Origin of the sequence: Flavobacterium macrobrachii, assembly GCF_014486675.1 — a bacterium.
GTDB lineage: Bacteria > Bacteroidota > Bacteroidia > Flavobacteriales > Flavobacteriaceae > Flavobacterium > Flavobacterium macrobrachii.
This window is the reverse complement of the sequence record NZ_JACTAC010000057.1, coordinates 1-24,171: the sequence shown is the minus strand read 5'-3', so window position 1 is coordinate 24,171 and position 24,171 is coordinate 1. Positions and strand designations below refer to the sequence as shown.

The 24,171-nt window shown below is 32.7% G+C and carries 21 protein-coding genes and 1 tRNA gene; 8 read left to right on the top strand and 14 right to left on the bottom strand.

All coding sequences use genetic code 11. The annotated features are described in order from the left end of the window. The 5 genes from IAI56_RS12000 to IAI56_RS11980 form a co-directional block, all read right to left on the bottom strand. Nucleotides 1–2,142 (bottom strand): Ig-like domain-containing protein (locus IAI56_RS12000; RefSeq protein WP_187658101.1); only part of this gene is annotated, 2,142 nt, incomplete at its 3' end. A gap of 350 nt (nt 2,143–2,492) precedes the next feature. Further along, nucleotides 2,493–3,431: an NAD(P)H-dependent flavin oxidoreductase gene (locus IAI56_RS11995; RefSeq protein WP_187658100.1), complete on the bottom strand. Its 939-nt coding sequence runs from the start codon at nt 3,429–3,431 to the stop codon at nt 2,493–2,495. Then, nucleotides 3,431–5,050: a S8 family serine peptidase gene (locus IAI56_RS11990; RefSeq protein WP_187658099.1), complete on the bottom strand. Its 1,620-nt coding sequence runs from the start codon at nt 5,048–5,050 to the stop codon at nt 3,431–3,433. The genes IAI56_RS11995 and IAI56_RS11990 overlap by 1 nt, the downstream gene beginning before the upstream one ends. Before the next feature lie 25 nt (nt 5,051–5,075). Further along, entirely contained in the window at nt 5,076–6,263 is a 1,188-nt protein-coding gene (mnmA, locus tag IAI56_RS11985; RefSeq protein ID WP_187658098.1) for a tRNA 2-thiouridine(34) synthase MnmA, read from the bottom strand. A 33-nt stretch (nt 6,264–6,296) separates the two neighbouring features. After that, entirely contained in the window at nt 6,297–7,010 is a 714-nt protein-coding gene (locus IAI56_RS11980; protein WP_187658097.1) for a toxin-antitoxin system YwqK family antitoxin, read from the bottom strand. Between the two features lie 284 nt (nt 7,011–7,294). Between IAI56_RS11980 and IAI56_RS11975 the strand changes: the two genes are divergently transcribed. Then, on the top strand, nt 7,295–8,290 hold the full coding sequence (locus IAI56_RS11975) for a fasciclin domain-containing protein (RefSeq protein ID WP_187658096.1): 996 nt from the start codon (nt 7,295–7,297) through the stop codon (nt 8,288–8,290). Nucleotides 8,291–8,344: 54 nt separating this feature from the next. Here the strand turns inward: IAI56_RS11975 and proC are convergent, their stop codons facing one another. The 7 genes from proC to guaA all read right to left on the bottom strand — a co-directional run bounded on the left by proC (nt 8,345) and on the right by guaA (nt 17,404). Continuing rightward, a complete protein-coding gene (gene proC, locus IAI56_RS11970) occupies nt 8,345–9,142 on the bottom strand; it encodes a pyrroline-5-carboxylate reductase (RefSeq protein ID WP_187658095.1) in 798 nt (265 codons plus the stop codon). Nucleotides 9,143–9,215: 73 nt separating this feature from the next. Further along, a complete protein-coding gene (yidC, locus tag IAI56_RS11965; protein WP_187658094.1) occupies nt 9,216–11,114 on the bottom strand; it encodes a membrane protein insertase YidC in 1,899 nt (632 codons plus the stop codon). A gap of 78 nt (nt 11,115–11,192) precedes the next feature. Continuing rightward, complete coding sequence (locus IAI56_RS11960; RefSeq protein WP_187658093.1) at nt 11,193–12,803, bottom strand: CTP synthase; 1,611 nt, start codon at nt 12,801–12,803, stop codon at nt 11,193–11,195. Between the two features lie 124 nt (nt 12,804–12,927). Further along, nucleotides 12,928–13,164, bottom strand: coding sequence for a DUF3820 family protein (locus IAI56_RS11955; protein ID WP_187658092.1), 237 nt, complete (start codon nt 13,162–13,164; stop codon nt 12,928–12,930). Nucleotides 13,165–13,235: 71 nt separating this feature from the next. Beyond that, nucleotides 13,236–13,640, bottom strand: coding sequence for an OsmC family protein (locus tag IAI56_RS11950; RefSeq protein ID WP_187658091.1), 405 nt, complete (start codon nt 13,638–13,640; stop codon nt 13,236–13,238). Further along, complete coding sequence (locus IAI56_RS11945; RefSeq protein ID WP_187658090.1) at nt 13,640–15,691, bottom strand: PBP1 and LysM peptidoglycan-binding domain-containing protein; 2,052 nt, start codon at nt 15,689–15,691, stop codon at nt 13,640–13,642. The genes IAI56_RS11950 and IAI56_RS11945 overlap by 1 nt, the downstream gene beginning before the upstream one ends. A 183-nt stretch (nt 15,692–15,874) precedes the next feature. Further along, nucleotides 15,875–17,404 carry a glutamine-hydrolyzing GMP synthase gene (guaA, locus tag IAI56_RS11940; protein WP_187658089.1) on the bottom strand — a complete coding sequence of 510 codons (1,530 nt, stop codon included), beginning with the start codon at nt 17,402–17,404 and terminating at the stop codon, nt 15,875–15,877. 142 nt (nt 17,405–17,546) lie between these two features. Here guaA and IAI56_RS11935 point away from each other — a divergent pair, with 142 nt between their 5' ends. The 5 genes from IAI56_RS11935 (at nt 17,547) to IAI56_RS11915 (ending at nt 22,136) form a co-directional block, all read left to right on the top strand. Then, nucleotides 17,547–18,083, top strand: a complete 537-nt coding sequence (locus IAI56_RS11935; RefSeq protein WP_187658088.1) for an AAA family ATPase — start codon at nt 17,547–17,549, stop codon at nt 18,081–18,083. Nucleotides 18,084–18,159: 76 nt separating this feature from the next. After that, entirely contained in the window at nt 18,160–20,058 is a 1,899-nt protein-coding gene (locus tag IAI56_RS11930) for a RecQ family ATP-dependent DNA helicase (RefSeq protein ID WP_187658087.1), read from the top strand. A 1-nt stretch (nt 20,059) separates the two neighbouring features. Next, nucleotides 20,060–21,007: a methionyl-tRNA formyltransferase gene (gene fmt / locus IAI56_RS11925; protein ID WP_187658086.1), complete on the top strand. Its 948-nt coding sequence runs from the start codon at nt 20,060–20,062 to the stop codon at nt 21,005–21,007. A gap of 176 nt (nt 21,008–21,183) precedes the next feature. After that, on the top strand, nt 21,184–21,456 hold the full coding sequence (locus IAI56_RS11920; protein ID WP_169522647.1) for an HU family DNA-binding protein: 273 nt from the start codon (nt 21,184–21,186) through the stop codon (nt 21,454–21,456). Nucleotides 21,457–21,575: 119 nt separating this feature from the next. Next, nucleotides 21,576–22,136: a YqgE/AlgH family protein gene (locus IAI56_RS11915; RefSeq protein ID WP_187658085.1), complete on the top strand. Its 561-nt coding sequence runs from the start codon at nt 21,576–21,578 to the stop codon at nt 22,134–22,136. On the opposite strand, the gene IAI56_RS11910 is transcribed toward IAI56_RS11915, so the two are convergent. Beyond that, complete coding sequence (locus IAI56_RS11910) at nt 22,128–22,955, bottom strand: aminotransferase class IV (protein WP_187658084.1); 828 nt, start codon at nt 22,953–22,955, stop codon at nt 22,128–22,130. The genes IAI56_RS11915 and IAI56_RS11910 overlap by 9 nt on opposite strands. Nucleotides 22,956–23,014: 59 nt before the next feature. Continuing rightward, nucleotides 23,015–23,407, bottom strand: coding sequence for an START-like domain-containing protein (locus IAI56_RS11905; RefSeq protein WP_187658083.1), 393 nt, complete (start codon nt 23,405–23,407; stop codon nt 23,015–23,017). A 141-nt stretch (nt 23,408–23,548) separates the two neighbouring features. Between IAI56_RS11905 and IAI56_RS11900 the strand changes: the two genes are divergently transcribed. Beyond that, nucleotides 23,549–23,622: transfer RNA gene (locus IAI56_RS11900), tRNA-Met, on the top strand. Between the two features lie 369 nt (nt 23,623–23,991). Beyond that, nucleotides 23,992–24,171: hypothetical protein (locus IAI56_RS11895; protein WP_425323632.1), on the top strand; the 180-nt coding region annotated here is incomplete at its 3' end.

The window sequence follows — 24,171 nt, the reverse complement described above, 5'->3', positions numbered from 1 at the left end:
TAAGGGTAAAACTGTGATTGGAATGCTACTCGTTTGTGGATTGATACAACTTGGTGTTCCGGAACTGGTTACACTTACTATATTGATAGTTCCTGTTGTTGTTGGACTTACTGCTATCGTAGCTGTTCCTGCTGCGTTTAGTGTTATCGTTTGGTTTGCTCCACCATTGATGTTATACGTTACTGTAGCATTTGGTGTTCCAGTAAAGGTTAAAGTCGTGGTTCCGTTTTGACAAATCGTTGTTGGATTGGCCGTCACACTCGCCGTTGGTAAGGGTAAAACTGTGATTGGAATGCTACTCGTTTGTGGATTAATACAACTTGGTGTTCCGGAACTGGTTACACTTACTATATTTATCGTTCCTGTTGTTGTTGGACTTACTGCTATCGTAGCTGTTCCTGCTGCGCTTAAGGTTATTGTTTGGTTGGTTCCACCATTGATGTTGTACGTTACTGTAGCATTTGGTGTTCCTGTAAACGTTAAAGTCGTGGTTCCATTTTGACAAATAGTACTTGGATTGGCCGTTACACTCGCGGTTGGTAATGGCAATACCGTGATTGGAATGCTACTCGTTTGTGGATTGATACAACTTGGTGTTCCTGAACTTGCTACACTTACTATATTTATCGTTCCTGTTGTTGTTGGACTTACTACTATCGTAGCTGTTCCTGCTGCGTTTAACGTAATCGTTTGGTTGGTTCCACCATTGATGTTGTACGTTACTGTAGCATTTGGTGTTCCTGTAAAGGTTAAAGTCGTAGTTCCGTTTTCACAAATAGTACTTGGATTAGCCGTTACACTTGCAGTTGGTAAGGGTAAAATTGTGATTGGAATACTACTCGTTTGTGGATTGGTACAACTTGGTGTTCCGGAACTGGTTACACTTACTATATTGATAGTTCCTGTTGCTGTTGGACTTACTACTATCGTAGCTGTTCCTGCTGCATTGAGTATTATCGTTTGGTTGGTTCCACCATTGATGTTGTACGTTACTGTAGCATTTGGTGTTCCTGTAAAGGTTAAAGTCGTAGTTCCGTTTTCACAAATAGTACTTGGATTGGCCGTTACACTTGCAGTTGGTAATGGTAAAACTGTAATCGTTACAGTGGATGTATCTGTTACACATAAAGCTGATGAAACGGTATATGTAAAAATATATGGACTTCCAACTTCGGTCATAGAAGAGACATCTAAAGTACCTTGAAATCCGTTTGTAGTAACAATTGGACCAGACCAAACCCCAGTATTATCAGGTGTTCCACCAAGCAAATCATACAGATTAAATAAAGGTGTTGTAGTTACTTGATTGGAACATATACTCCTTGAACCGTCATTTCCTGCATCATTTGGTTCATATATATTTACTAAAACCTCCAATCTAACATCGCTTTCACAAGGTGGATCTACTGTAGTAGCATAATAAAACTGTCCATTTACTAACGGAGTTGAAGGATCAAGTGGAATTCCAAAATCAGATGTTAAATACCAATTATTATTTCCAGAAGCAACTAAATCAGCAATAGTTGGAGGATTTCCACTATCATTACAAAATTCTTGAATAGCATTACCTGTTGGCACAGGTACTAAACCAACATTTACAAATACTGATAATCTCGAAGATTCACAACCTGTATCAGGATTGGTTTGACTTATATAATAAATGGTATTGTCATTCAAAATTGTTGAAGTTGAAATCGCTGTTCCACCAAAAGGAACTGTGTACCATTTTAAACCAACACCTGTAATCGAAAATTGTGGATTTAATATTGTTGCTTGTGTTAAATTCGTAACACAAACACCTTGAAAGTTTGCGCCTGTAGGTGCGGAATAAATTGTAACTGTTACACTTTGTCTTGTTCCACAAGTTCCAATTATGTCATCAACAAAATAATCTTCGCCATTTACTAGAATTGATGAACTTGAGAGTGCCGTTGTTGAACTCGCTGTTGCATACCATCGAATTCCTCCACCATTATCGGTAGCTTGTAAATTTGCTATTGTTGGTGATTGAACATCACAAAAAGATTGGCTAGTATTGGTAATAGTTGGACACTGTGAAAAAACATCAACAAAATTCCATAAAAGGAAAAAAGTCAACAAAATATAATGAAGAGTTCGTTTTTTAAATGTAAAAATTCCCATATGCAAAAAGTTAAACAACCTTTCAAAATTGAAATAACTTTATCTGAAAAAATTTAGATACAAAACACTAAATTATAGATTTCACCAAAGTATAAATTGTCACAACTATATTACATAGAATTTTTAACCAAACATTTATGTTATTAAATTGTTATAAACAAAATAATAAACATTATCAACAATTAGTTACGCAGAAAAAAAACACACAAGAAACTAAAAACCAAGTATTTAAAAAAAATATAGTGCCGAAAAAAAAGTTATCAAAAGAAAACTAAACGAAACACCAAATAAAAATTGTTAATAAAAACACTCTTAAAACAAAGCCATATCTAATGATTTTTAGGTAAAACTTAAAATTTGAAAACTTCTTGTTTTGCTATTTCAAATTCTTTCAAAAGCATTTCAAATATTTCTCTAACGCTTTTAACTTCATGTATTAATCCTGCAATTTGACCAATTTCTAATTCGCCTTCTACTAAATCTCCTTCAAACATTCCACGTTTTGCTCTTCTTTTTCCAAGTAACATTTCCAAATCTTCTTTTGACGGACATTTTGAATACAATTCTTGTACATCATTATAAAACTTATTTTTGATTAATCGAACTGGCGCCAATTCTTTCAATGTTAATTGTGTATCGCCTTCTTTAGTATCAACTACAGTTTGCTTAAAATTTTCATGAGCTGAACTTTCCACTGAAGCCACAAATCTTGAACCCATCTGAACGCCATCTGCACCAAGAACCATAGCTGCCAACATTCCTTTTCCTGTTGCAATTCCGCCAGCAGCAATCAACGGTATAGAGATTTGTTCTTTCACCATTGGAATTAAAGTAAAAGTGGTTGTCTCTTCTCGACCATTATGTCCGCCAGCTTCAAAACCTTCAGCAACAACAGCATGAACTCCAGCTTCTTGAGCTTTTAAAGCAAATTTTGAACTACTTACTACATGAACAACAATAATGCCGTGAGATTTTAAATGACTTGTCCAAGTTTTTGGATTTCCAGCCGATGTAAATACAATTTTTACACCTTCGTCAATAATAATTTGGATGATTTCTTCAATATTTGGATACAGCATTGGAACATTTACACCAAATGGCTTGTCAGTTGCTGCTTTGCATTTTTGAATGTGTTGTCTTAAAACATCGGGATACATTGAACCTGCGCCAATCAACCCTAAACCGCCAGCATTACTAACAGCACTTGCTAATTTATAACCACTATTCCAAATCATTCCGCCTTGAATAATTGGATATTGTACATTGAAAAGTTGGGTAATTCTATTCATTAATTCTTAATTATTTTACCGGTTTGGATTGTATTTTTGGCTAGAACTTTATAGAAATATATTCCGTTTTGAAGTTCGGATGTAGCGACAAGATTGTCATTTTGAGTAATTGTTTTCTCCATAATTTGTTGCCTCAATGAATTGAAAATCAGTAATTTAACACCAGGCAAATCATTTGAAAAAGAAACGATTACTTTATCTTTTACCGGATTTGGATACACCAAAAACTGGATTTTTTCATTTTCTTCTACCGAAAGTTGCGCCATGTTTAAAGCGACTTGAAAATCGGGAATTCCATATCCAAATTGAGTTGTTGGATTAGTAAATCTATCTGCCGATTGAAGAACAAAATCCACCACTTGCTGATTGGTTGCCCAAGGAATTGCTTGCCAAAAACTTGCCACCATTCCGGCAATAATTGGTCCAGAAAATGATGTTCCGCTAGAAGCATTTGACACCGAACCTGAAGTAGTTGAAAAATATGGATTTTGTCCTTGCGCCATGACATCGGGTTTTATTCTTCCGTCAAATGTTGGTCCAATCGAACTAAAAGTAGAATAGGTTTCGTCAAATTTTACCGAACCAACCGTTAGTGTATGAATTGCATCGGCTGGCGTTGAAATATTTGGATTGGCGCTATTTCCTGAATTTCCAGCACTAGTTACACAAATCATTCCACGACTAAAAGCAATATCAGCACCACGAGAGATAAACGAAGTTACACCATTCATATCAGCATAAGTATAACTGTAACTTGGATTATTATAGGCAAAATATCCCAACGAAGTATTGATTACATCAACGCCTAAACTATCGGCAAGTTCTGCCGCTTCAACCCAATAACTTTCTTCCACCGGATTTTCATCAGCACTATCCTCAGTGATAAAAAGGTAATAATTGGCATCTGGAGCAGTTCCAACCAATTGATTTTCAACATAACCCGCCATTAATGACAAAACCAACGTTCCATGAGAATTGGATGTGTAAACATTTTCGTTTCGGGCAACAAAATTATAACCTCCAAGAATTTGATTGTTATCTCTAATTCGTTGAAACGATGAAGCCGTATTTACATTAGGAAAACCGGCATCCATAACCGCAATAATTTTTCCTGTTCCAGTATAATCTTGTTGATGCAATAAATGTCCGTTTAACATTTGAATTTGGTTGGACGAATTTCCATAGACAAAGTTTTCTTGAACATCCAACTGCTTGTTTACTGCTTTATTTTCGCTATTGTTGGCAATTCTATTTTGAGTATTCAAACTTCGGTTTGCAAATTGAATATTTGAAACAAAAGTTAAATCTGCCAAAGCGTCAATAGCCGAAATCGAACCACGAACGTGAACAGCATTCATCCATTTGGATTTGGATTTTACCTCAATTCCCGATGAAGTACTGATTTGATCAAAATACAATTGATGGATTGGCACATCGAGAATATCCAATGCAATTCCTTGGTTTGTTCTTCTATCCAAAGCACGCTGGGAAAGCATTTCCAATGGATTGTCAAAATAGTATTGAGAGTCAGGCTTATCTGTAAAATAAACCCACGCATCTTCTTGTGAAAAGATATTTTGTGATAACAAAAAGATAAAAAGTAAAACGATTTTTTTCATAGCTTTCGTTTTTGAAAGCACTAAATTACGAAATTACTCCTGAACCAACTAATTCGTCACCAATATTCCATGCCACAAACTGTCCTTCTGTAATAGCAGATTGCGGTTGTTCAAATGAAACATACAATCCACTTTCAAATTGATGCAATGTTGCTTTTTGTAATTCTTGTCGATAACGAATTCGTGCCATTACTTCGAGAGTTTCTCCATTTTTGAGCGCTAAATCTTCTCTAATCCAATGAATTTCAGATGGTAAAACTTTTAATGTTTTTTTGAATAATCCCGGATGATTTGCTCCTTGTCCAGTATAAATAATATTCGATTTTACATCTGTTGCAATGATAAAAAGTGCTTCTTTTGTTCCGCCAACATTCAATCCTTTTCGTTGTCCAATGGTAAAATAATGCGCACCTTGGTGTTTTCCTACTACTTTACCATTTTCTGGCAAATAAGAAATTCCATTTGCTTCGAAAGCTAATTTTTCTTCAAGAGAATCAAACAGCGTAACTTCTTGATTATAAATAGTATTGTCAGCATTTATTTCATAAATCAAACCTTCTTTTGGTTGTAATTTTTGTTGTAAAAACTCAGGCAAACGCACTTTCCCGATGAAACATAATCCTTGCGAGTCGCGTTTTTCGGCAGTAATTAAATCTAATTTGGAAGCAATTTCACGAACTTGAGGTTTAGTCAATTCACCAATTGGAAACAAGGCTTTGGAAAGTTGCTCTTGTGATAATTGACATAAAAAATAGGATTGATCTTTGTTTCCGTCAATTCCGGCTAGCAATTGATATACTTCGTTTCCGTCTTTTTCGATTGTTCCTTTTCGGCAATAATGACCTGTTGCTACAAAATCAGCACCAAGACTTAACGCAATTTTCATGAAAACATCAAATTTGATTTCGCGATTGCACAATACATCAGGATTTGGAGTTCTTCCTTTTTCATATTCGCTGAACATATAGTCAACGATTTTTTCTTTGTATTGTTCGCTTAAATCGACTGTTTGAAATGGTATACCTAATTTTTCGGCAACCAATAAAGCATCGTTACTGTCTTCGAGCCAAGGACATTCGTTAGAAATAGTTACCGAATCATCGTGCCAATTTTTCATAAAAAGACCAATAACTTCATAGCCTTGTTCTTTTAAAAGATAAGCAGCAACACTCGAATCAACACCTCCAGAAAGTCCAACAACAACTCGTTTCATTATACACCAAAAAATATTTAATGCAAAATTACGCTAATTTTGGGTTTTGTCTAAAGGTTTAACTCTTTTTTGGAATTTCTTGCCTTGCTTGTTCATATTAGTATTCACAAGATTTCCGCTTTTATCGGCAATTTTCCAAATTCCTATTTTTTTTCCATTTTTATAAACACCTTGAGAAACTATATTATTCGTAGCGTTTCTATAAATCGCTTCGCCTTCATATTGTCCGTTTTTATAAGTACTTTCCTCTAGAAGAATTCCGTTTTCGGCATAATTTTTATACGAACCGTTTTTTATACCATTTACATAAGTCGTTTCTTCGGCAATTGCTCCGCTTCTGTAATATACTTTTCGAATGCCTTCGAGTTTTCCGTTTTTATAATTTTCCAAGGTCATTATTTGTGGAGAATTAAAATGATAATATTTCCATTCGCCTTCAAATTGTTTGTTAACAATTTTGCCTTCACTTACTTTACTACTTTGTTGGTTGTAAAAAATAACATAACATGAATTATCTTTTGAATTAAAATCTCTAGTTGCAATTACAGTTCCATCTCTTGTATCATCAAAATATTTGAACATGCCAACTTCTTTTCCGTGTTCAAATGTTCCTTCATATCGAGGACGTTTTGATTCTTCGTGAACACCTTTCCACAAACCGTGTCGTTTTCCTTTTTCGTCAAACTTGTTAAAATCTTGAGCAAACAGTTGAAATGGCACAATTAATAGCAATAAAAAATACTTCATATGTAGGTAATTTTAATTTAAGCAAAAATAATTTTTTATTAATAACGAAGAATAAAACTAATTATTATATACAAATCAAAATTCTTTTTCTGTTTTTTGTTTAACCAAAAACCAAACCATAAAATCAACTTTATTATAAAAAACAAGTGTTAAACAGATAATCCACAACTTACAACATTAAACAAAAATGTTAATTTTTTTATAAATGTTAATTTTGTTTAACTTATTGTGTTTTTTGTTGAACAAAATTACATACTTTTACAAAAACATTAAACAAAATTATTATGAAAAATCTAATCAAAAAAATGGCTATTGCGACTATCGCTTTAACAATGTTCTCATGTTCAGATGATGACAACAATTCTAACCAACCACAAACTATTGCAGATATTGCAATTGCTGGAGCTGACTTTTCTACTCTAGAAAGAGCATTAGTTAGAACCAATTTAGTAGGAACATTAGATGGAACAGGTTCATTTACTGTATTTGCACCAACTAATGATGCTTTTAATAGATTTTTTACGTCTATAAGTACACCTAGTAATGCTATCACAGTAGAAAATGTTCCAGTAGAAACTTTGAGAGGTATACTTTTAAACCATGTAATCAATGAAGAAATTACAAGCGCAAACATTCCAGCTTCGGTTTACAAAAACACTTTATCTCCATTTAGTTCTGCAACTGGTGCTCCAACTATCAGTATGTTCATCCAAAAAGAAGGTGGAGTTGTAACTCTTAATGGTGGACTTGGAACTACTGAATTACCAAGAAAAGGTGCCGTTGTTACAACAGCTGATGTTGACGCAAGTAATGGTGTAATTCATGTTGTGAACAGAGTTATACAAATACCAAATATTGTTGATCATGCAATTGCAAACCCTAACTTTAGCACGCTAACAAGTTTATTAGTTGCAAGAGGTTTAGTTCCAACATTGCAACAAACTAATACGCAACAAAACACACTTGCTCCTTTTACAGTATTTGCTCCAGTAAATACAGCGTTCAGTCCAGCTGTTCTTGGTATATATAACGGTCTTGCGAATGATGATTTGAGAACTCAAGTGTTAACATACCATGTTGTTAGCGGATTAAATGTTCGTGCTAATGCAATACCATCTGGAAATATTCCAACTGTACAAGGACAAGGATTTACTATAACAGGAACTGCTATAAATGATGCTGGATCAGATGTTAACAAAAATATTATTTTAACTGATGTTCAATGTTCTAACGGTGTTGTACATGCTATTGATGGTGTATTATTACCATCATTCAACTAACTAAAAATTGCTATGAAAAATGAAAAACGCAACTTTAATTAGTTGCGTTTTTTTTTATTTACCAAGTTCCAAAGCTCGATTATTGGCAGCTTTAACTGCTTCGACTATGCTATTTTCGAGTGATTGTTTTTCAAAAACTTGTAGTGCACTTTCGGTTGTTCCGCCTTTGGAAGCCACTTTTTTAATCCATTCTTCATTGGATAACGAATAACTATTTTGAATAGCCACAGAACCCATAAACGTTTGATTGACCAATAGCTCGGCTTCCGATTCGTTGAAACCCAAATCAACTGCAGCTTTTATCATGGCATTCATGAAAAAGAAAACATAAGCTGGTCCGCTTCCTGAAATTGCTGTTGCGGCATTGATTAGATTTTCATTTTCTACATAAACCGATTTTCCTGTGGTATTGATTAAATTTTGAATAATGAAAAGTTCTTTTCTATCTACATTGGCAGAAGCTGAAAAAACCGTCATTCCCATTCCGATTTGGGTTGGAATATTTGGCATACAACGAACTACTTTTGAACAAGACAATTGTTGTTCTAACGATTTTAAAGTAATTCCTGCCATGACTGAGAAAATGATTTGCTCATTGTGCAAAAAAGGTTTGATTGACTCTGCCATTATCGAAAAGTCCTGAGGTTTCACTGCTAAAATTACAATATCAAAATTTCCAATTTCTTCTGATGGAATAATTGAAAAATTAGTTTTTGGAATTGAAGTTTCTATAGTTGAAAAATCATTACGAACCAAAACAAAAATATCTTCTGGTTTTATAAATCGAGAACCTATAAAACTATTGGCATAGGTTTTTCCCATGTTGCCATAACCGATGATTAGTACTTTCATAGCTTATAAATAAAAAACTCTGTTTAAAGATATACATTTAAACAGAGTTTTTAAAATTATGATTTAGAAAAAATTATTTCTTTTTGTTCAATTTCTTTTGTTCTTCGGCTTGTTCCATCATTTCTCTCATTTTCTTTTGGAACTTACTTTCGGTTTTAGGTTTGGTTTTATTCTCTTGAATCTGAGCATGAATTTTGTCACTATCAATAAAATATTTTTTGATAACTAACATAATTCCAATAGTAATCAAGTTGGAAATAAAGTTATACAAACTTAGTCCAGAACCATAATTATTGAAGAACAACAACATCATGATTGGCGAAAGATAAATCATAATTTTCATGATTTTACCCATATCAGGCATTCCTTCTTGTGGCGGTTGTGCCATAGCTTGATCGCCTGAAGTCATTTTCATGTAGAAGAAAATTGCAATTGCTGCCAAAATTGGGAACAAACTAACATGATCACCATAAACTGGGATTCTAAATGGTAATTTGAAAATTTCATCAAAAGAAGATAAATCCTCTGCCCAAAGGAAACTCTTTTGTCTTAACTCTATTGCCGATGGAAAAAACTGAAAGGAAGCATACATAAAAGGCAACTGAATTAAAGCAGGAATACAACCAGCCATTGGATTCACTCCAGCTTTGTTGTACAATTTCATAGTTTCCTGTTGCTTTTTCATTGGATCTTTTGCGAATTTTTCTCCAAGTTCCATGATTTCAGGACGAAGAACTTTCATTTTGGCTTGAGATAAGAATGATTTAAACGTAATTGGCGACATAGCAATTTTAATCAAAATCGTAAAAATTATAATAGCAATTCCTAACCCCATAAACGTACTCAAGAAACCAAATAAAGGCACAAAAATGAATTTGTTTATCCAACCGAAAATTCCCCATCCTAGCGGAATAATTTCATCAAGATTTCTTTCGTAATTATTTAAAATTTTATAATCGGATGGACCAAGATACCAATTCATTTTATAATCTAACTCGCCATTAGTAAATGCTAAAGCCGATGAAGTCTTGAATTCTTTAGTAAATGTAGTATCAACATCTTCGTCGTTTACTAAATCGTGAGAACGCAACGCAGCTTTTTCAAACGGGGTTTTTGTTAATAAAATCGACGAAAAGAAATGCTGTTTATATGCAATATAAGTTACTTTTTCTGGTGTTTCTTCTTGATCTTTTCCTTGACTTACATAATCGTCTTTTCCGTCTTCATATTCAAATACAATTTCGGCATAACGATTTTCATAAGTAATACTTTTTTCATTTCTATATGCTTTTAAATCCCAATTAAAATCTACTGGTTTTCCTGTATTTAAAACGGTGTTTAAACCTTGAGAACGAACATCAAAATCAAGCATATAATCATTTGGTTTTAGAACATATTTATATTCTAAAAAGGAATTTTCGCTTACTTTCAATTTCATCGAAAGAACTTGATTTCCGTCAACTTTAGTTACTTCTGGAGTAAAAAATAAGTCTTTAGTATTTAAAACTCGGTTGTCTTTAGTCTGTAACTGAAGATTAAAACTCGCATTATTATTTTTGATTAATTCTACTAATTGACCTGAATTTTTATCAAATTTTTTGAAATTTTTCAACGTAGCTTCGTCAATATAAGCACCTTTATTAGCGATTTTCAATACCAAGAATTCATTTTCAATGGTTGTAAAATCTTCTTTAGCCGATGGCAAAGTAGCCGAATAAGCAAATGAACCTAAACTTCCTTGAAGCTTTTGTAGTTTTACAGTATCGTTTACCGTAGTGTCTTTTAAAGTTTCAACAACCTGTTTTACTTCTTGTTGTTTTGCTTTTTGTTGTTTTTCAAGTTTTTCTTTTTTGGCTTTTTCTTGTTGCTCTTTCAGATTGGATTCTTGATTGTTATACATCATCCAAAGGATAATACCAAAAATCAGTGCGAAACCGATAACCGAATTAAAGTCAAATTTCTTTTTTTCCATAATAATGATTTCCCAAAGTCTAGGGATTCAGTGTTTTAAATTTGTCATAAGATGCAACAACCGACGAATTGTTACAACTTATTTTTTATGTTTAACCATTGCCGCTACAAAACTAACAAAAATAGGATGTGGATTTGCAACAGTACTTTTATATTCAGGATGGTATTGAACACCGATGAAAAACGGATGATTTTTCAACTCTATAATTTCCACCAAACCCGTATCAGGATTTACTCCAGATGCGGTTAATCCTGCGTCTTCTAATTGTTTTCTATATTCATTATTAAATTCATAACGATGACGATGGCGTTCTTGAATTTGGTTTTTTCCATAAACTGTATGAGCCAAAGTTCCTTCAGTAATGTCACATTTCCATGCACCAAGACGCATCGTTCCGCCTTTATCGGTAACATTTTTTTGCTCTTCCATGATTGAAATCACCGGATATGGTGTTTCTTCATTCATTTCGGTTGAATTGGCATCTTTTAGTTTTACAACATTTCGAGCATATTCAATTACAGCCATTTGCATTCCGAGACAAATTCCAAAAAAAGGAATATTATTTTCACGAGCATAACGAACGGTTTCTATTTTTCCTTCAATTCCACGACCGCCAAATCCCGGAGCAACTAATATACCATCTAAATCTTTCAGTTGTTCTTTTGCCGAATTGGCATCTAAATATTCCGAATGAATAGAAATTACGTTCACTTTTGTCTGATTGGCTGCACCAGCATGAATAAACGCTTCAAGAATAGATTTATATGAATCTTGTAACTCTACGTATTTTCCAATCAAACCAACATTAACCGTTTGTTTTGGATGCTTTAATCGATGAAGAAAAGTATTCCAATTTTTTAAATCTGGAGCTGCTTTTTTGGGTAAGTTTAGTTTTTTTAATGCTACAATATCCAAACCTTCTTCTAGCATCAAGTTTGGCACTTCATATATCGTAGAAGCATCAATGGATTGAATAACTGCTTCTCGTTTTACATTACAAAACAATGCTAATTTTTGACGTAAATCATCCGATAATTCATGTTCGGTTCTACAAACTAAAATGTCCGCTTTGATTCCACTTTCCATTAATGTTTTTACGGAATGTTGCGTTGGTTTTGTTTTCAATTCGCCTGCTGCTGAAAGATATGGAACCAACGTCAAATGGATAACAATTCCGTTATTTTCGCCTAATTCCCATACTAATTGACGAACCGATTCGATATAAGGCAACGATTCGATATCTCCAACTGTTCCACCAATTTCAGTAATTACAATGTCAAAATCGCCTGATTTTCCAAGCAATTGCATTCTTTCCTTAATTTCGTTAGTAATATGAGGAACAACTTGAACAGTCTTTCCAAGAAATTCGCCTCTTCGTTCTTTTTCAATAACCGAAAGATAAACTCTTCCTGTAGTTACGTTGTTGGCTTGAGAAGTTGGCACATTTAAAAAACGCTCGTAATGACCTAAATCCAAATCAGTTTCTGCACCATCATCGGTCACGAAACATTCGCCGTGTTCATAGGGATTTAACGTTCCAGGATCAACATTGATGTAAGGATCAAATTTTTGAATGGTTGTCCTGTAACCGCGAGCTTGTAATAATTTTGCTAACGATGCTGCGATAATTCCTTTTCCTAAGGAAGAAGTCACACCACCAGTAACAAAAATGTATTTTGTTTGATTCATTGTTTAGTTGTTGTAGTTGTGTTGTTGTAAAAATCGGTGCAAAAATAAGAATTTAAAATGGATTATTAGAGGATAAGATTATTGGATTATTAGAAAAAATCTAAAAATCTTTCAATCAGAAAATCTAGTAATCATTCTTAGGATATTGCTTTTTGATATTGCGAATTAACTCTTCCAAACCGTTTAATTTAAGTTCGTAAACGAGTTTTAGTTGTTCGCCGAGTTGACCTTTTGGTAGTCGATTATTGTGTAACCAAACGAGATAATATTCGGGTAAATCGATGAGAAATTTGCCTTCATATTTACCATAAGGCATTTTGGTATGCGCGAGTTTGATGAGTAATTTTTGTTGGTCGTCCATTTTTTTTAAAGAGAATAGAATATTGAGAAAAGAAAAAAGATTTTACCGTTTATGTTTCTCTATATTCTAATTTATTTCCAATTAAATGTTACTTCCTTTTCAATATCAGGATGTAAGCTTAACAAAACTGGACATGTCATTGCTGCTCTTTCTAGAATAGTTTTATTTTTTTCTGAAGTTTCGATTGACATATTTAAAGCAACTATAATTTTGGCAATTTTTCTTGGTTCGGCTTGCATGATTTTGGTTACCTCAAGTGTAGAATCTTTTAATTCTAACTCTAAATCTTTTGATTTTATTGCCATAATGGAAACCATACAACTTCCTAAAGCCGTTGCCACCAAATCCGTTGGCGAGAAAGCCTCACCTTTTCCGTGATTATCTGTTGGTGCATCGGTTAGAATTTCTGTTCCCGATTGAAGATGAATACATTTGGTTCTAAGTTCGCCTTGATAGGTTATTTTGGATGTTGCCATTATTTTGCTTCTGTAATTGATAAATCAGCTTCGTATTGAAGAATGTAAACGCCTTTGTTACTGTAACCTCCATTTTGATTTAATGAATAATCAAATTTACTTTCGATTTGTTCTGTTGCCGAACCTTTTACGGTTTCTTCAAACGACTTATCTTGAGACAAACGAAGTAATGTATCAAAAGTTAAATCAAATCCTCGAACGGCATATTGATTTGGTACTATTTTATTGATTTTCTTATAGTTATTTTCAAAATAAATAGCTTCTGGAGTTTCATTTGATTTTGAAATTGATGGATACAACATATTCAATTTAGTCAATTTAGCCAATGGTATCTCTTCGAAATCAAGCGTTTCATTTTGTTCCAAAACAACCATTTGAACCTGATAATTTCGTTGTGCATTAACCATAGATGTTGTAGATGATAAAATCATTCCGGTTCTTTCGGAAGCTACAATCACGTAATTCATTTTATTTTTATCCAACTTCACCAATAAACTATCGGAAATCAAAGTTCCTTTTTCAGAAAGTCCGACAATTTTAACGTCTTTTTGTTGGTCTTTTAAATAATTTACTACACTTCCTTTTTTAGCATCGACAATGGCTACAATATTTCCATTTTTGGAACGCATGAAATTAAAAATTGAAGATTTCATTTGTTCAGCAGTTGGCATTGATTGGTATAAATTTTTATAGCCTTTTCCGCTATCTTTTGATAATGGCGAAATGACTGGCGTATTGAAACCTTCAAGCATTTCGGCTACCTTTTCAACATTGGTTTGATAAAATGGTCCGATAATCGCATCCGCTTTTGTTAAATTATTTTGCTGAATTACCGAAGCTGCTGTCGATGAATTTTTAGTTTCTTGCGAGTCAAAAATACTTACATCAACATTTAATCCAATAGCTTTAGCCGAATCGATTGCCATCAAAGCACCTGAATAAAAATCCAATGTCATATTTAGAAATTTATCTTTTTTCAAACGTGCTTGAGGTGAATTTACAGTATCGCTTTCAATTTTTGAAATGTTAAATGGTAACAACATTACGAGTTGTTTTTTCTCGTTTGACTTTATAGAATTAGACAAATTTGATTGCGTTTTATTGATAACAGGTTTAACTTCTATCTTTTCTTTCATTGGCACACGAAGAATCATTCCTAGCTTCAATCCTTTTTTCAATTCAGGATTTAAACTGATTAATTCTTCTTCAGAAATACCAAAATCTTTTGAAATACTGTACAAAGTTTCTTGAGGACGAACAACATATTCTTGGAGGTATTTTTTGCTAGAAACGGTTTCTTTAGCTGGTTCTGATTTTGATTTTGAAACCGATGAAATTTCTTCACTAACAGTTCTTTCTCCCGAAATTAATAGCTTTGTTCCAACTTGTAATCCAGAAACGATTTGAGGATTTAATTTCTCTAAATTTTCAATCGAAATGCCATATTTTTTTGAAATTCCAAACTTCGTTTCTTTAGCTTCAACTATGTGATAAATTGTTTTTGAAGTCGATACTGGTTTTGCATCTAGTGCTTTCACATCTTCTTTTGCAACCGTTTTTACTACTTCTGCTGGTTTAACGACTGGTTTTTCAACTGGTGGTTTTTGATACGTATCTTGTGTTAAAACATCTTCTGCTGGAATTACCACGTTTTGACCAATTTTTAAACCATCTTTTAATAATTCAGCATTCGCATTTTTTATCGCATCTACCGAAACATTATATTGTCTTGATAAGCTAAATAGTGTTTCTTTTGGCTGAACTAAATGTGTGGTTTTTTTAGAAGAAATAACAGCTTGTTTTTGTACAGTAGTTGTTGTTCCTATACTTGATGGTGGAATTAACAAAACGGTATCTTGCTTAATTCCGTTTTGAGAATCGGGATTTAATTTAAAAATATCGTATGGAGTTACATTGTATTTTTGGGCAATAATATTTACTGTATCGCCTTTTGCAACAGTATGTTTGATGTATTTTTCTTGTTTGGTTGCAGTAGTAACCGAAACACTTAATACTGTAAAAAGCAGTGAAAAAAGTATTCTTCTTTTCATGAAATTGAAATTTAGAATTAGCATGCTGTTGTTATTTTTGAGTTAAATTTAATTTATTTTTGAAAAGCATCAATCAATAGGTACAATAAAATATCAATTGACCATTCAAAAGTAAGAATTTAAACCATAATACTTACGAAAACTTACTACTTTCTTCCAATACCAAAATCTGTTCCTAAAATTTTATTCCCATTCTATAGTTGCTGGTGGTTTTGAACTAATGTCGTATACCACACGATTGACGCCTTTTACTTTATTAATTATTTCGTTGGAAATTTTCATTAAGAAATCATAAGGTAAATGAACCCAATCCGCCGTCATTCCATCGGTAGATTCAACAGCGCGAAGTGCAACCACTTTTTCATAGGTTCGTTCATCACCCATAACTCCAACACTATTTACTGGAAGAAGAATTGCGCCAGCTTGCCATACTTTGTCATACAAACCGTGTTCTTTTAATCCATTGATAAATACAGCGTCAACTTCTTGGAGAATTCTAACTTTTTCTGGCGTAATTGCTCCCAAAATTCGAATGGATAATCCTGGTCCTGGAAATGGATGTCTGCCCAAAAGTTCAGCATCAATACCTAACGTTTTGCCAACACGACGAACTTCATCTTTGAAAAGCATTCGCAGTGGTTCAACGATTTGAAGTTTCATAAAATCGGGCAAACCACCAACATTGTGATGCGATTTAATCGTTGCACTTGGACCTTTCACCGAAACTGATTCGATTACATCTGGATATATTGTTCCTTGTGCTAACCATTTTACATCTTCAATTTGGTGCGCTTCATCGTCAAAAACTTCAATAAAAACACGACCAATAGCTTTTCGTTTTGCTTCGGGTTCTTCAATTCCATCAAGTGCAGAAAGGAAACGCTCAGAAGCATCAACTCCTTTTACGTTCAATCCCATTCCTTTGTATTGATTCAATACGTTTTCGAATTCATTTTTACGAAGTAAACCATTATTAACAAAAATACAATACAAGTTTTCTCCAATAGCTTTGTTCAATAAAACTGCCGCAACGGTAGAATCAACTCCACCAGAAAGTCCAAGAACAACTTTGTCATTCCCAACTTTTTCTTGAAGTTCTTTTACACAATCGTCAACAAAAGCATTTGGCGTAAAGGATTGTTCCACTTTGGCAATTTTGACCAAAAAGTTTTCTAAAATTTGCTTTCCATCAACCGAGTGATATACTTCGGGATGAAACTGGATGGCATAAGTTGTTTCGCCTTCAATTCGATACGCTGCGTTCTCTACATCTTTGGTACTTGCAAGTCGAACACCATTGGTTGGCAATGTTTTAATAGTATCGCTATGACTCATCCAAACTTGACTATTTGGAGCAACTTTTTCTAGAAATTCTTCATCTTCTTTGATAAAAGATAAATTGGCTCTACCATATTCGCGAATGTTACTTGGAGCAACTTCACCACCATTGAAATGGGCTAAATATTGCGCACCGTAACAAACAGCTAACAATGGTTTTTTTCCACGAATTTCGGATAAATCGATTTTTAAAGCATCTTCAGCACGAACTGAATAAGGACTTCCGCCGAGGATAACCGCTTTGTATGGCGACAAATCTTTTGGATAATTGTTGTAAGGAAAAATTTCGCAGAATATATTTAATTCGCGAACGCGGCGAGCAATAAGTTGTGTGTACTGCGAGCCAAAATCTAAAATAAGTACGTTGTGTTGCATGCGCAAAAGTACTATTCCTTGTCGAAATTAAAAAAACTTTACCCTGATAATTTTCAAAAATGAGTTTTGGCAAAAAAAACGCATTTATTTAATTTCATTTCTAAATACTTTCAATAAATTTGCCGCTTATTTTTTAAAAACTTTGGAAAAAGAAATCGTTGTCATCACTGGCGGACCAGGAACTGGAAAAACTACCATAATCGATGCTTTAATCGAGCAAGGTTACTCGTGTTTTCCTGAAATTTCACGTCAAATAACTTTAGAAGCAAAAAAACAAGGTATCGAGCAACTTTTCTTAGAAAAACCATTGCTTTTTAGCGAACTTTTATTGGAAGGAAGAAAAAAACAATATCAAAGTGCGCTTCAAGACCAAGCCGAAATTATATTTTTAGACCGAGGAATTCCTGATATTTTGGCCTATATGCATTATATTGGCGATAGTTATCCTGCTTTTTTTGACGAAGCTTGCTCAGAAAACAAATATTCAAAAGTTTTTGTTTTACCACCATGGGAAGAAATCTATGAAAGTGATGAAGCACGATATGAAAATTTTGAACAAGCCAAATTGATTTTTGACCATTTAAAGGAAACCTATCAAAAGTACAACTACAATTTAATTGAAGTACCAAAAGGCACGATTGAAGAGCGAATTAAATTCATTCTAAATCATCTTGTTTAAGACCAGACTATTTATTTTATTGACTACTGTTTTTGTAAAAAAATAACTATTTTTGAAAAACAGAGAATAAATAAACATGTCTAAAGCATTAGAAATCCTAAAAAAATATTGGAAACACGACTCTTTTAGAACCGTTCAAGAGGAAATCATCAATGCTGTTCTCGAAGGCAAAGACACTTTGGCTTTATTACCAACTGGTGGTGGAAAATCAATTTGTTTTCAAGTTCCTACCATGATGAATGACGGATTGTGCTTAGTCATTTCGCCATTAATTGCTTTAATGCGAGATCAAGTTCAAAATTTACAAAACAAAGGTATAAAAGCCATTGCTCTAACTGGCGGAATTAACGAAAACGAGATTATCGATTTATTGGATAATTGCCAATATGGAAATTATAAATTCCTCTATCTTTCACCCGAGAGATTGCAAAACGATTGGATTTTAGAACGAATAAAAAATCTACCGATAAATCTAATTGCAATTGATGAAGCACATTGCGTTTCACAATGGGGTCATGATTTTCGCCCGGCGTATTTAAAAATAAATATGCTAAAAGATTTTTTTCCAAAAATTCCTTTTTTGGCTTTGACTGCAACGGCAACTGAGCGAGTTCAAAAAGATATCATTGAACAATTAAATCTAGACAATCCTGCCTTTTTTAAAAAATCGTTTAGCCGAGAAAATCTTGCTTATATGGTTTTTGAAGCTGAAGATAAACTACATTTGGCCGAGCAAATTCTGAAAAAAAATCCACAACCGTCAATTATATATGTAACCAACAGAAAAGCGTGTACTGATACTGTTTCGCAACTTGAAAGTTTAGGTTTTAAAGCTACTTATTATCATGGTGGACTTTTGCCTAAAGACAAAGAAAACCACATGAAGCTTTGGATGGACGAAAAAGTTCAAATTATGGTAGCAACCAATGCTTTTGGAATGGGAATTGATAAAGGAAATGTAAAAACCATAATTCATCTTCATTTACCAAGCAATTTAGAAAATTATTATCAAGAAGCTGGTCGAGCTGGACGGAATGGCGAAAAATCTTTTGCTGTTTTATTAGTTAATCCTTCGGATATTTTTCATGCCGAATCGCAATTTATCAGTATTTTACCCGATAAAGATTTTTTAAATTTAGTATATAAAAAACTCTGCAATTTCTTTAGAATTGGCTATGGCGAAGGAATTGACGAACAATTTAATTTTAATCTTCATCAATTTTGTACGCAATATAATTTGCCAACCCTAAGAACTTATAACGCTTTACAATTTTTAGACAATCAAGGAATTTTGTCAATTTCTCAAGAATTTTCAGAAAAAATAAGCATGCAATTCATTATTCCGTCCAAAGAAGTAATTCGATACATGAGTTTAAATCCTGACGATGAAGAAATTATCTTAACCATTCTTAGAACTTATCCTGGAATTCATGATATTCAAACATCGCTCAACACGCAATTGATTTCAAAAAAAGCGAATGTTCCTGAACTTAAAATTAGTCAATTACTAGAAAAATTAAAGGAGCGAAACATTATTGATTATGTTTCTAAAAAAAATGATACTTCTATAACATTTAACGAAGTTAGAGAAGACGACAAAACAATCAATCGAGTTACGAAACATCTCGAAACCCAAAATAAATTAAAAATCGAGCAACTTCAAGCGGTTTTAAAATATATTAATGACAAAAAAAGCTGCAAGAACACTTTACTTTTAGACTATTTTGGAGAAAAAACAGCAACCGATTGTGGCATTTGCTCTTTTTGTATTCAAAAAAAGAAGCCAACTAAAAACAATGCTTCATCCATATCGGAAAAAATAATTGAATTGCTAAAAATTCAAGATTTCAACGCAAGAGATATTCAAAAATTGACCAAATTTTCTAAAGACGATGTTATCTTTGCGCTTCAAACTTTAATGGAAAACGACAAAATAATTATTCAACCGAATAATTTATATACGTTAAAAAAATAATATGGAAAAATTACGAATTGTTTTTATGGGAACACCCGAATTTGCTGTTGGAATTTTGGACACCATTTTAAAACATAATTACGAAGTTGTAGGTGTAATTACCGCAGCTGACAAACCTGCCGGACGAGGTCAAAAAGTGAAATTTTCGGCAGTAAAAGAATATGCTTTGGCAAATAATTTGAATTTATTACAACCAACCAACTTAAAAGACGAACAGTTTTTAACCGAATTGAAAAATCTAAACGCCAATCTTCAAGTTGTTGTTGCCTTTAGAATGCTGCCCGAAGTCGTTTGGCGTATGCCTAAATTAGGAACATTTAACCTTCATGCTTCATTGTTACCAAATTATCGGGGCGCAGCACCAATCAATTGGGCAATTATCAATGGAGAAACCAAAACTGGCGTAACGACTTTCTTTATTGATGATAAAATTGATACTGGTGCTATGATTTTATCCAAAGAAATTGCAATTGATGAAAACGAAAACGCTGGAAATCTACACGATAAATTAATGGAATTGGGTAGCGAGGCTGTTGCTGAAACATTAACCGTAATTGAAAAAGGGAATGTTATAACAACCATTCAACAAGATTCATCTAAAATTAAAACAGCTTACAAATTAAATAAAGAAAACTGCAAAATAGATTGGACAAAAAGCGGTAACGAAATTCACAATTTAATTCGTGGTCTTTCTCCTTATCCATGTGCATGGTGTTTTTTTGAAGATAAAAACGAGCAATGGAATGTAAAAATTTATGATGCCACTTTTACCACAGAAAATCATAATCATCCAATTGGAAAAATTCAAACCACAAAAAGAGAACTAAAAGTTGCTGTTGCAAATGGCTACATTGAAGTTAAGAGTTTGCAATTTCCTGGAAAAAAGAAAATGTCAACTTCTGAATTATTAAACGGCATTAATTTTTCGGATGAAGCATACGTAAAATAAGGCATTGACAGCGATTTTAACCAAAAAAACTCGATAAAAAACAACGTTTATCAACAAATACCCAAAGTTATCAACAAAAACCTCAAAAAAACCCCAAAACACTTGCGTGATAAGGTATTCCTACTAAATTTGTTATCTTTAATTTAATGTTTAACCAACAATTAATAACTATTATTATGAACAAATCAGAATTAATCGATGCAATTGCAGCTGATGCTGGTATTACAAAAGCTGCTGCAAAATTAGCTTTAGAATCATTTTTAGGAAATGTAAGCGGAACTTTGAAAAAAGGTGGAAGAATTTCATTAGTAGGTTTCGGATCTTGGTCAGTATCTAAAAGAGCTGCAAGAGAAGGAAGAAACCCTCAAACTGGTAAAACAATCAAGATTGCTGCTAAAAATGTAGTTAAATTCAAAGCTGGTGCTGAATTAGACGGAGCAGTAAACTAATAAATAGTTTCACTTTACGATATTGAAGTCACATCATTTTTGGTGTGACTTTTTTTATTAGTGCAAAAAATATTAGATTATTTGAAAGTTTTTATTTAGCTTTATTAAAATTTCATCAAATGATATCAGAAAAATTAAAGAAAGGTTGTCTTTTAATTGCTGAGCCATCAATAATTGGTGACTTATCCTTCAATAGATCTGTAATACTTTTAGTCGATCATAACGACGAAGGTTCAGTTGGTTTCATCTTAAATAAACCGCTAAAATATAAACTTAGAGATTTAATTCCCGATATAGATTCTGATTTTAAAATCTACAATGGCGGACCTGTTGAACAAGATAATCTTTACTTTATTCACAACGTTCCTGATTTAATTCCAAATAGCATTGAAATCTCTAATGGAATTTTTTGGGGAGGCGATTTTGAAACTACAAAAGAACTTATCAACAATGGCAAAATCAAAAAGAAAAATATTCGTTTTTTCTTAGGTTATTCTGGCTGGAGCCAAGACCAATTAGACAATGAAATTCAAGCTAATTCATGGATTTTGTTAAAAAATATTTACAGAGACAAAATAATTGGCAAAGCCAAAAGTAGTTTTTGGAAAGAAAAAATCATTGAACTTGGTGGCGAATACTTGATTTGGTCCAATGCTCCAGAAAATCCAATTTTAAATTAGTTTATTTATTTTATCCAATAACTGAACAGAAAAAGTAGTTTTAAATTCTTTCTTTCTATATCTTGTTATAGGCTGAATCCCTTGAATTACATTAGTAATAAATAATTCATCTGCTTTCTGTAAATCAAATGGAGAAATAGTCTCTTCAGAAAATTCTATCTCTGGAAAATCTCTCATTATTCTTATAATTTGCTTACGCATAATTCCATTTAAACAACCTTCTGAAATTGGTGGAGTTATTAATTTATTTCCAGTAAGCATAAATAAATTTCCTGCAATTGCTTCTACAACATTCTTTTTATCATTTAACAACAAACAAGTATTTAAATCATTTTCTTTTGCAAAAATACTTGCAGTAACATTTAAAATCTTACTCGTTGTTTTTAACGTAGAAAGCAATTGAGCAGAAACAAAACTATCTTTGAACAAATCAACTTCAAAATAATCTTGAGTTATTTCATATTTTTTTGACGCTAAAGAAGTAGCTTCAATTATATAAGAAATCGAGTTTTGATTAGGCAAATACAAACCACCATCATTTCTAAAAATAGTAATTCTAACTCTAGCGGAATGACTACAATTAAGCGCATTAGTTAAAGAAATTACTTGATTTTCAAAAAATTCTAGCGTAAAATCCATTGGGATTTTCATTCTAACAATTCGCATAGAAGCCATTAATCTAAAATAATGATCTTCCGAGAAAAGAATTTTTCCATCAACTATTTTTAAAGTTTCAAAAATTCCATCGCCATACAAAAATGACCTATTTAATGATGTTATTAAAAAATTATCTTGAAGAAGTCCGTTAAAATTAATCATAAAAAATCCCGTTAAGTTTTTAGAACAAAACGGGACAAATATACCATTATAAAATAGAATTAATTGGAACCTATAACATGTTTTAAGTCAGAAACTTGATTTTCCCACAACAATTTCGCCTCTAATAATTCATCTTCAAAAGCAAAATCAACAACCATAAGTGAGACATCTTTAGTAATTTCGTCTTCAAGAATTCTTAACTCAAAATAATACTCTGTATCTTTCTTGTCGTCGTCTATCCATTTAAACTTTATTTTTTCACCCGTTTTCTTTGATGCCAATCGAGCATTTTCCTCTGTATCATCCCATATAAATGTAAAAAATTCACCTCTAGAATTCACATTATCAGCAAACCACTCTTGTAATCCTGATGGTGTAGAGATATATTGGTAAAGTAATTGTGGTGATGAGTTTATAGGAAACTCAAGTTCATATCGTATTTTGTTTTCCATAACCAGAAATTTTCGGAAATATATAGAATATAAAGTAAAAAAAAAACGTTTTTCTAAAAATAAAAAAAATAACTGTTTATTGTTTGCAACGATTAATTTTAATTTTATATTTGCACCCGCATTCAGGGAATGCTTTTTAATGGCGAGGTAGCTCAGTTGGTTAGAGCGCAGGATTCATAACCCTGAGGTCGAGAGTTCAAATCTCTCTCTCGCTACATTTAAAACTCCACTATTATACTAGTGGAGTTTTTTTTTATCTCTTTCCGTAACTTAAAATAGTACTTGTTTCCTTAGCTAGTATTTTTTTGATTTTTAAAACCTAAAAGAAATAATACACGTAAGTAGTTTCAGTTCAATTTGTATTAATTATTATTTAAAAATATTGTCATAGAAGAGTAATGCCTTTGCACAATTAAATAATCTATAACCTACAAAAGTTTATTTTTTTATGCATTTCATCGATTTTTTTAAGCCTTTTATCGATATTTTTAAAATAATTATATAGTTTTGGACTGTCAAAATTAATAACCGAAGAAATAAAACGCTTCAAAAAAAAACAACAAACCATAATTACCCCAAGAATTATGAAAAAATTATTACTTAGTTTAGAAAAGAAAAACTTATTCTTACTATTACTATTGCTTTCTGCAAACAGTTTTTCACAAGTCAACTTCAAAAATCAAGGTTTTGAAAGTTCAGTAGCCGATAACTACAGCTATACTGGTTCTTCATCTAGTGTTACCACTTCTACAACTACTTCAATG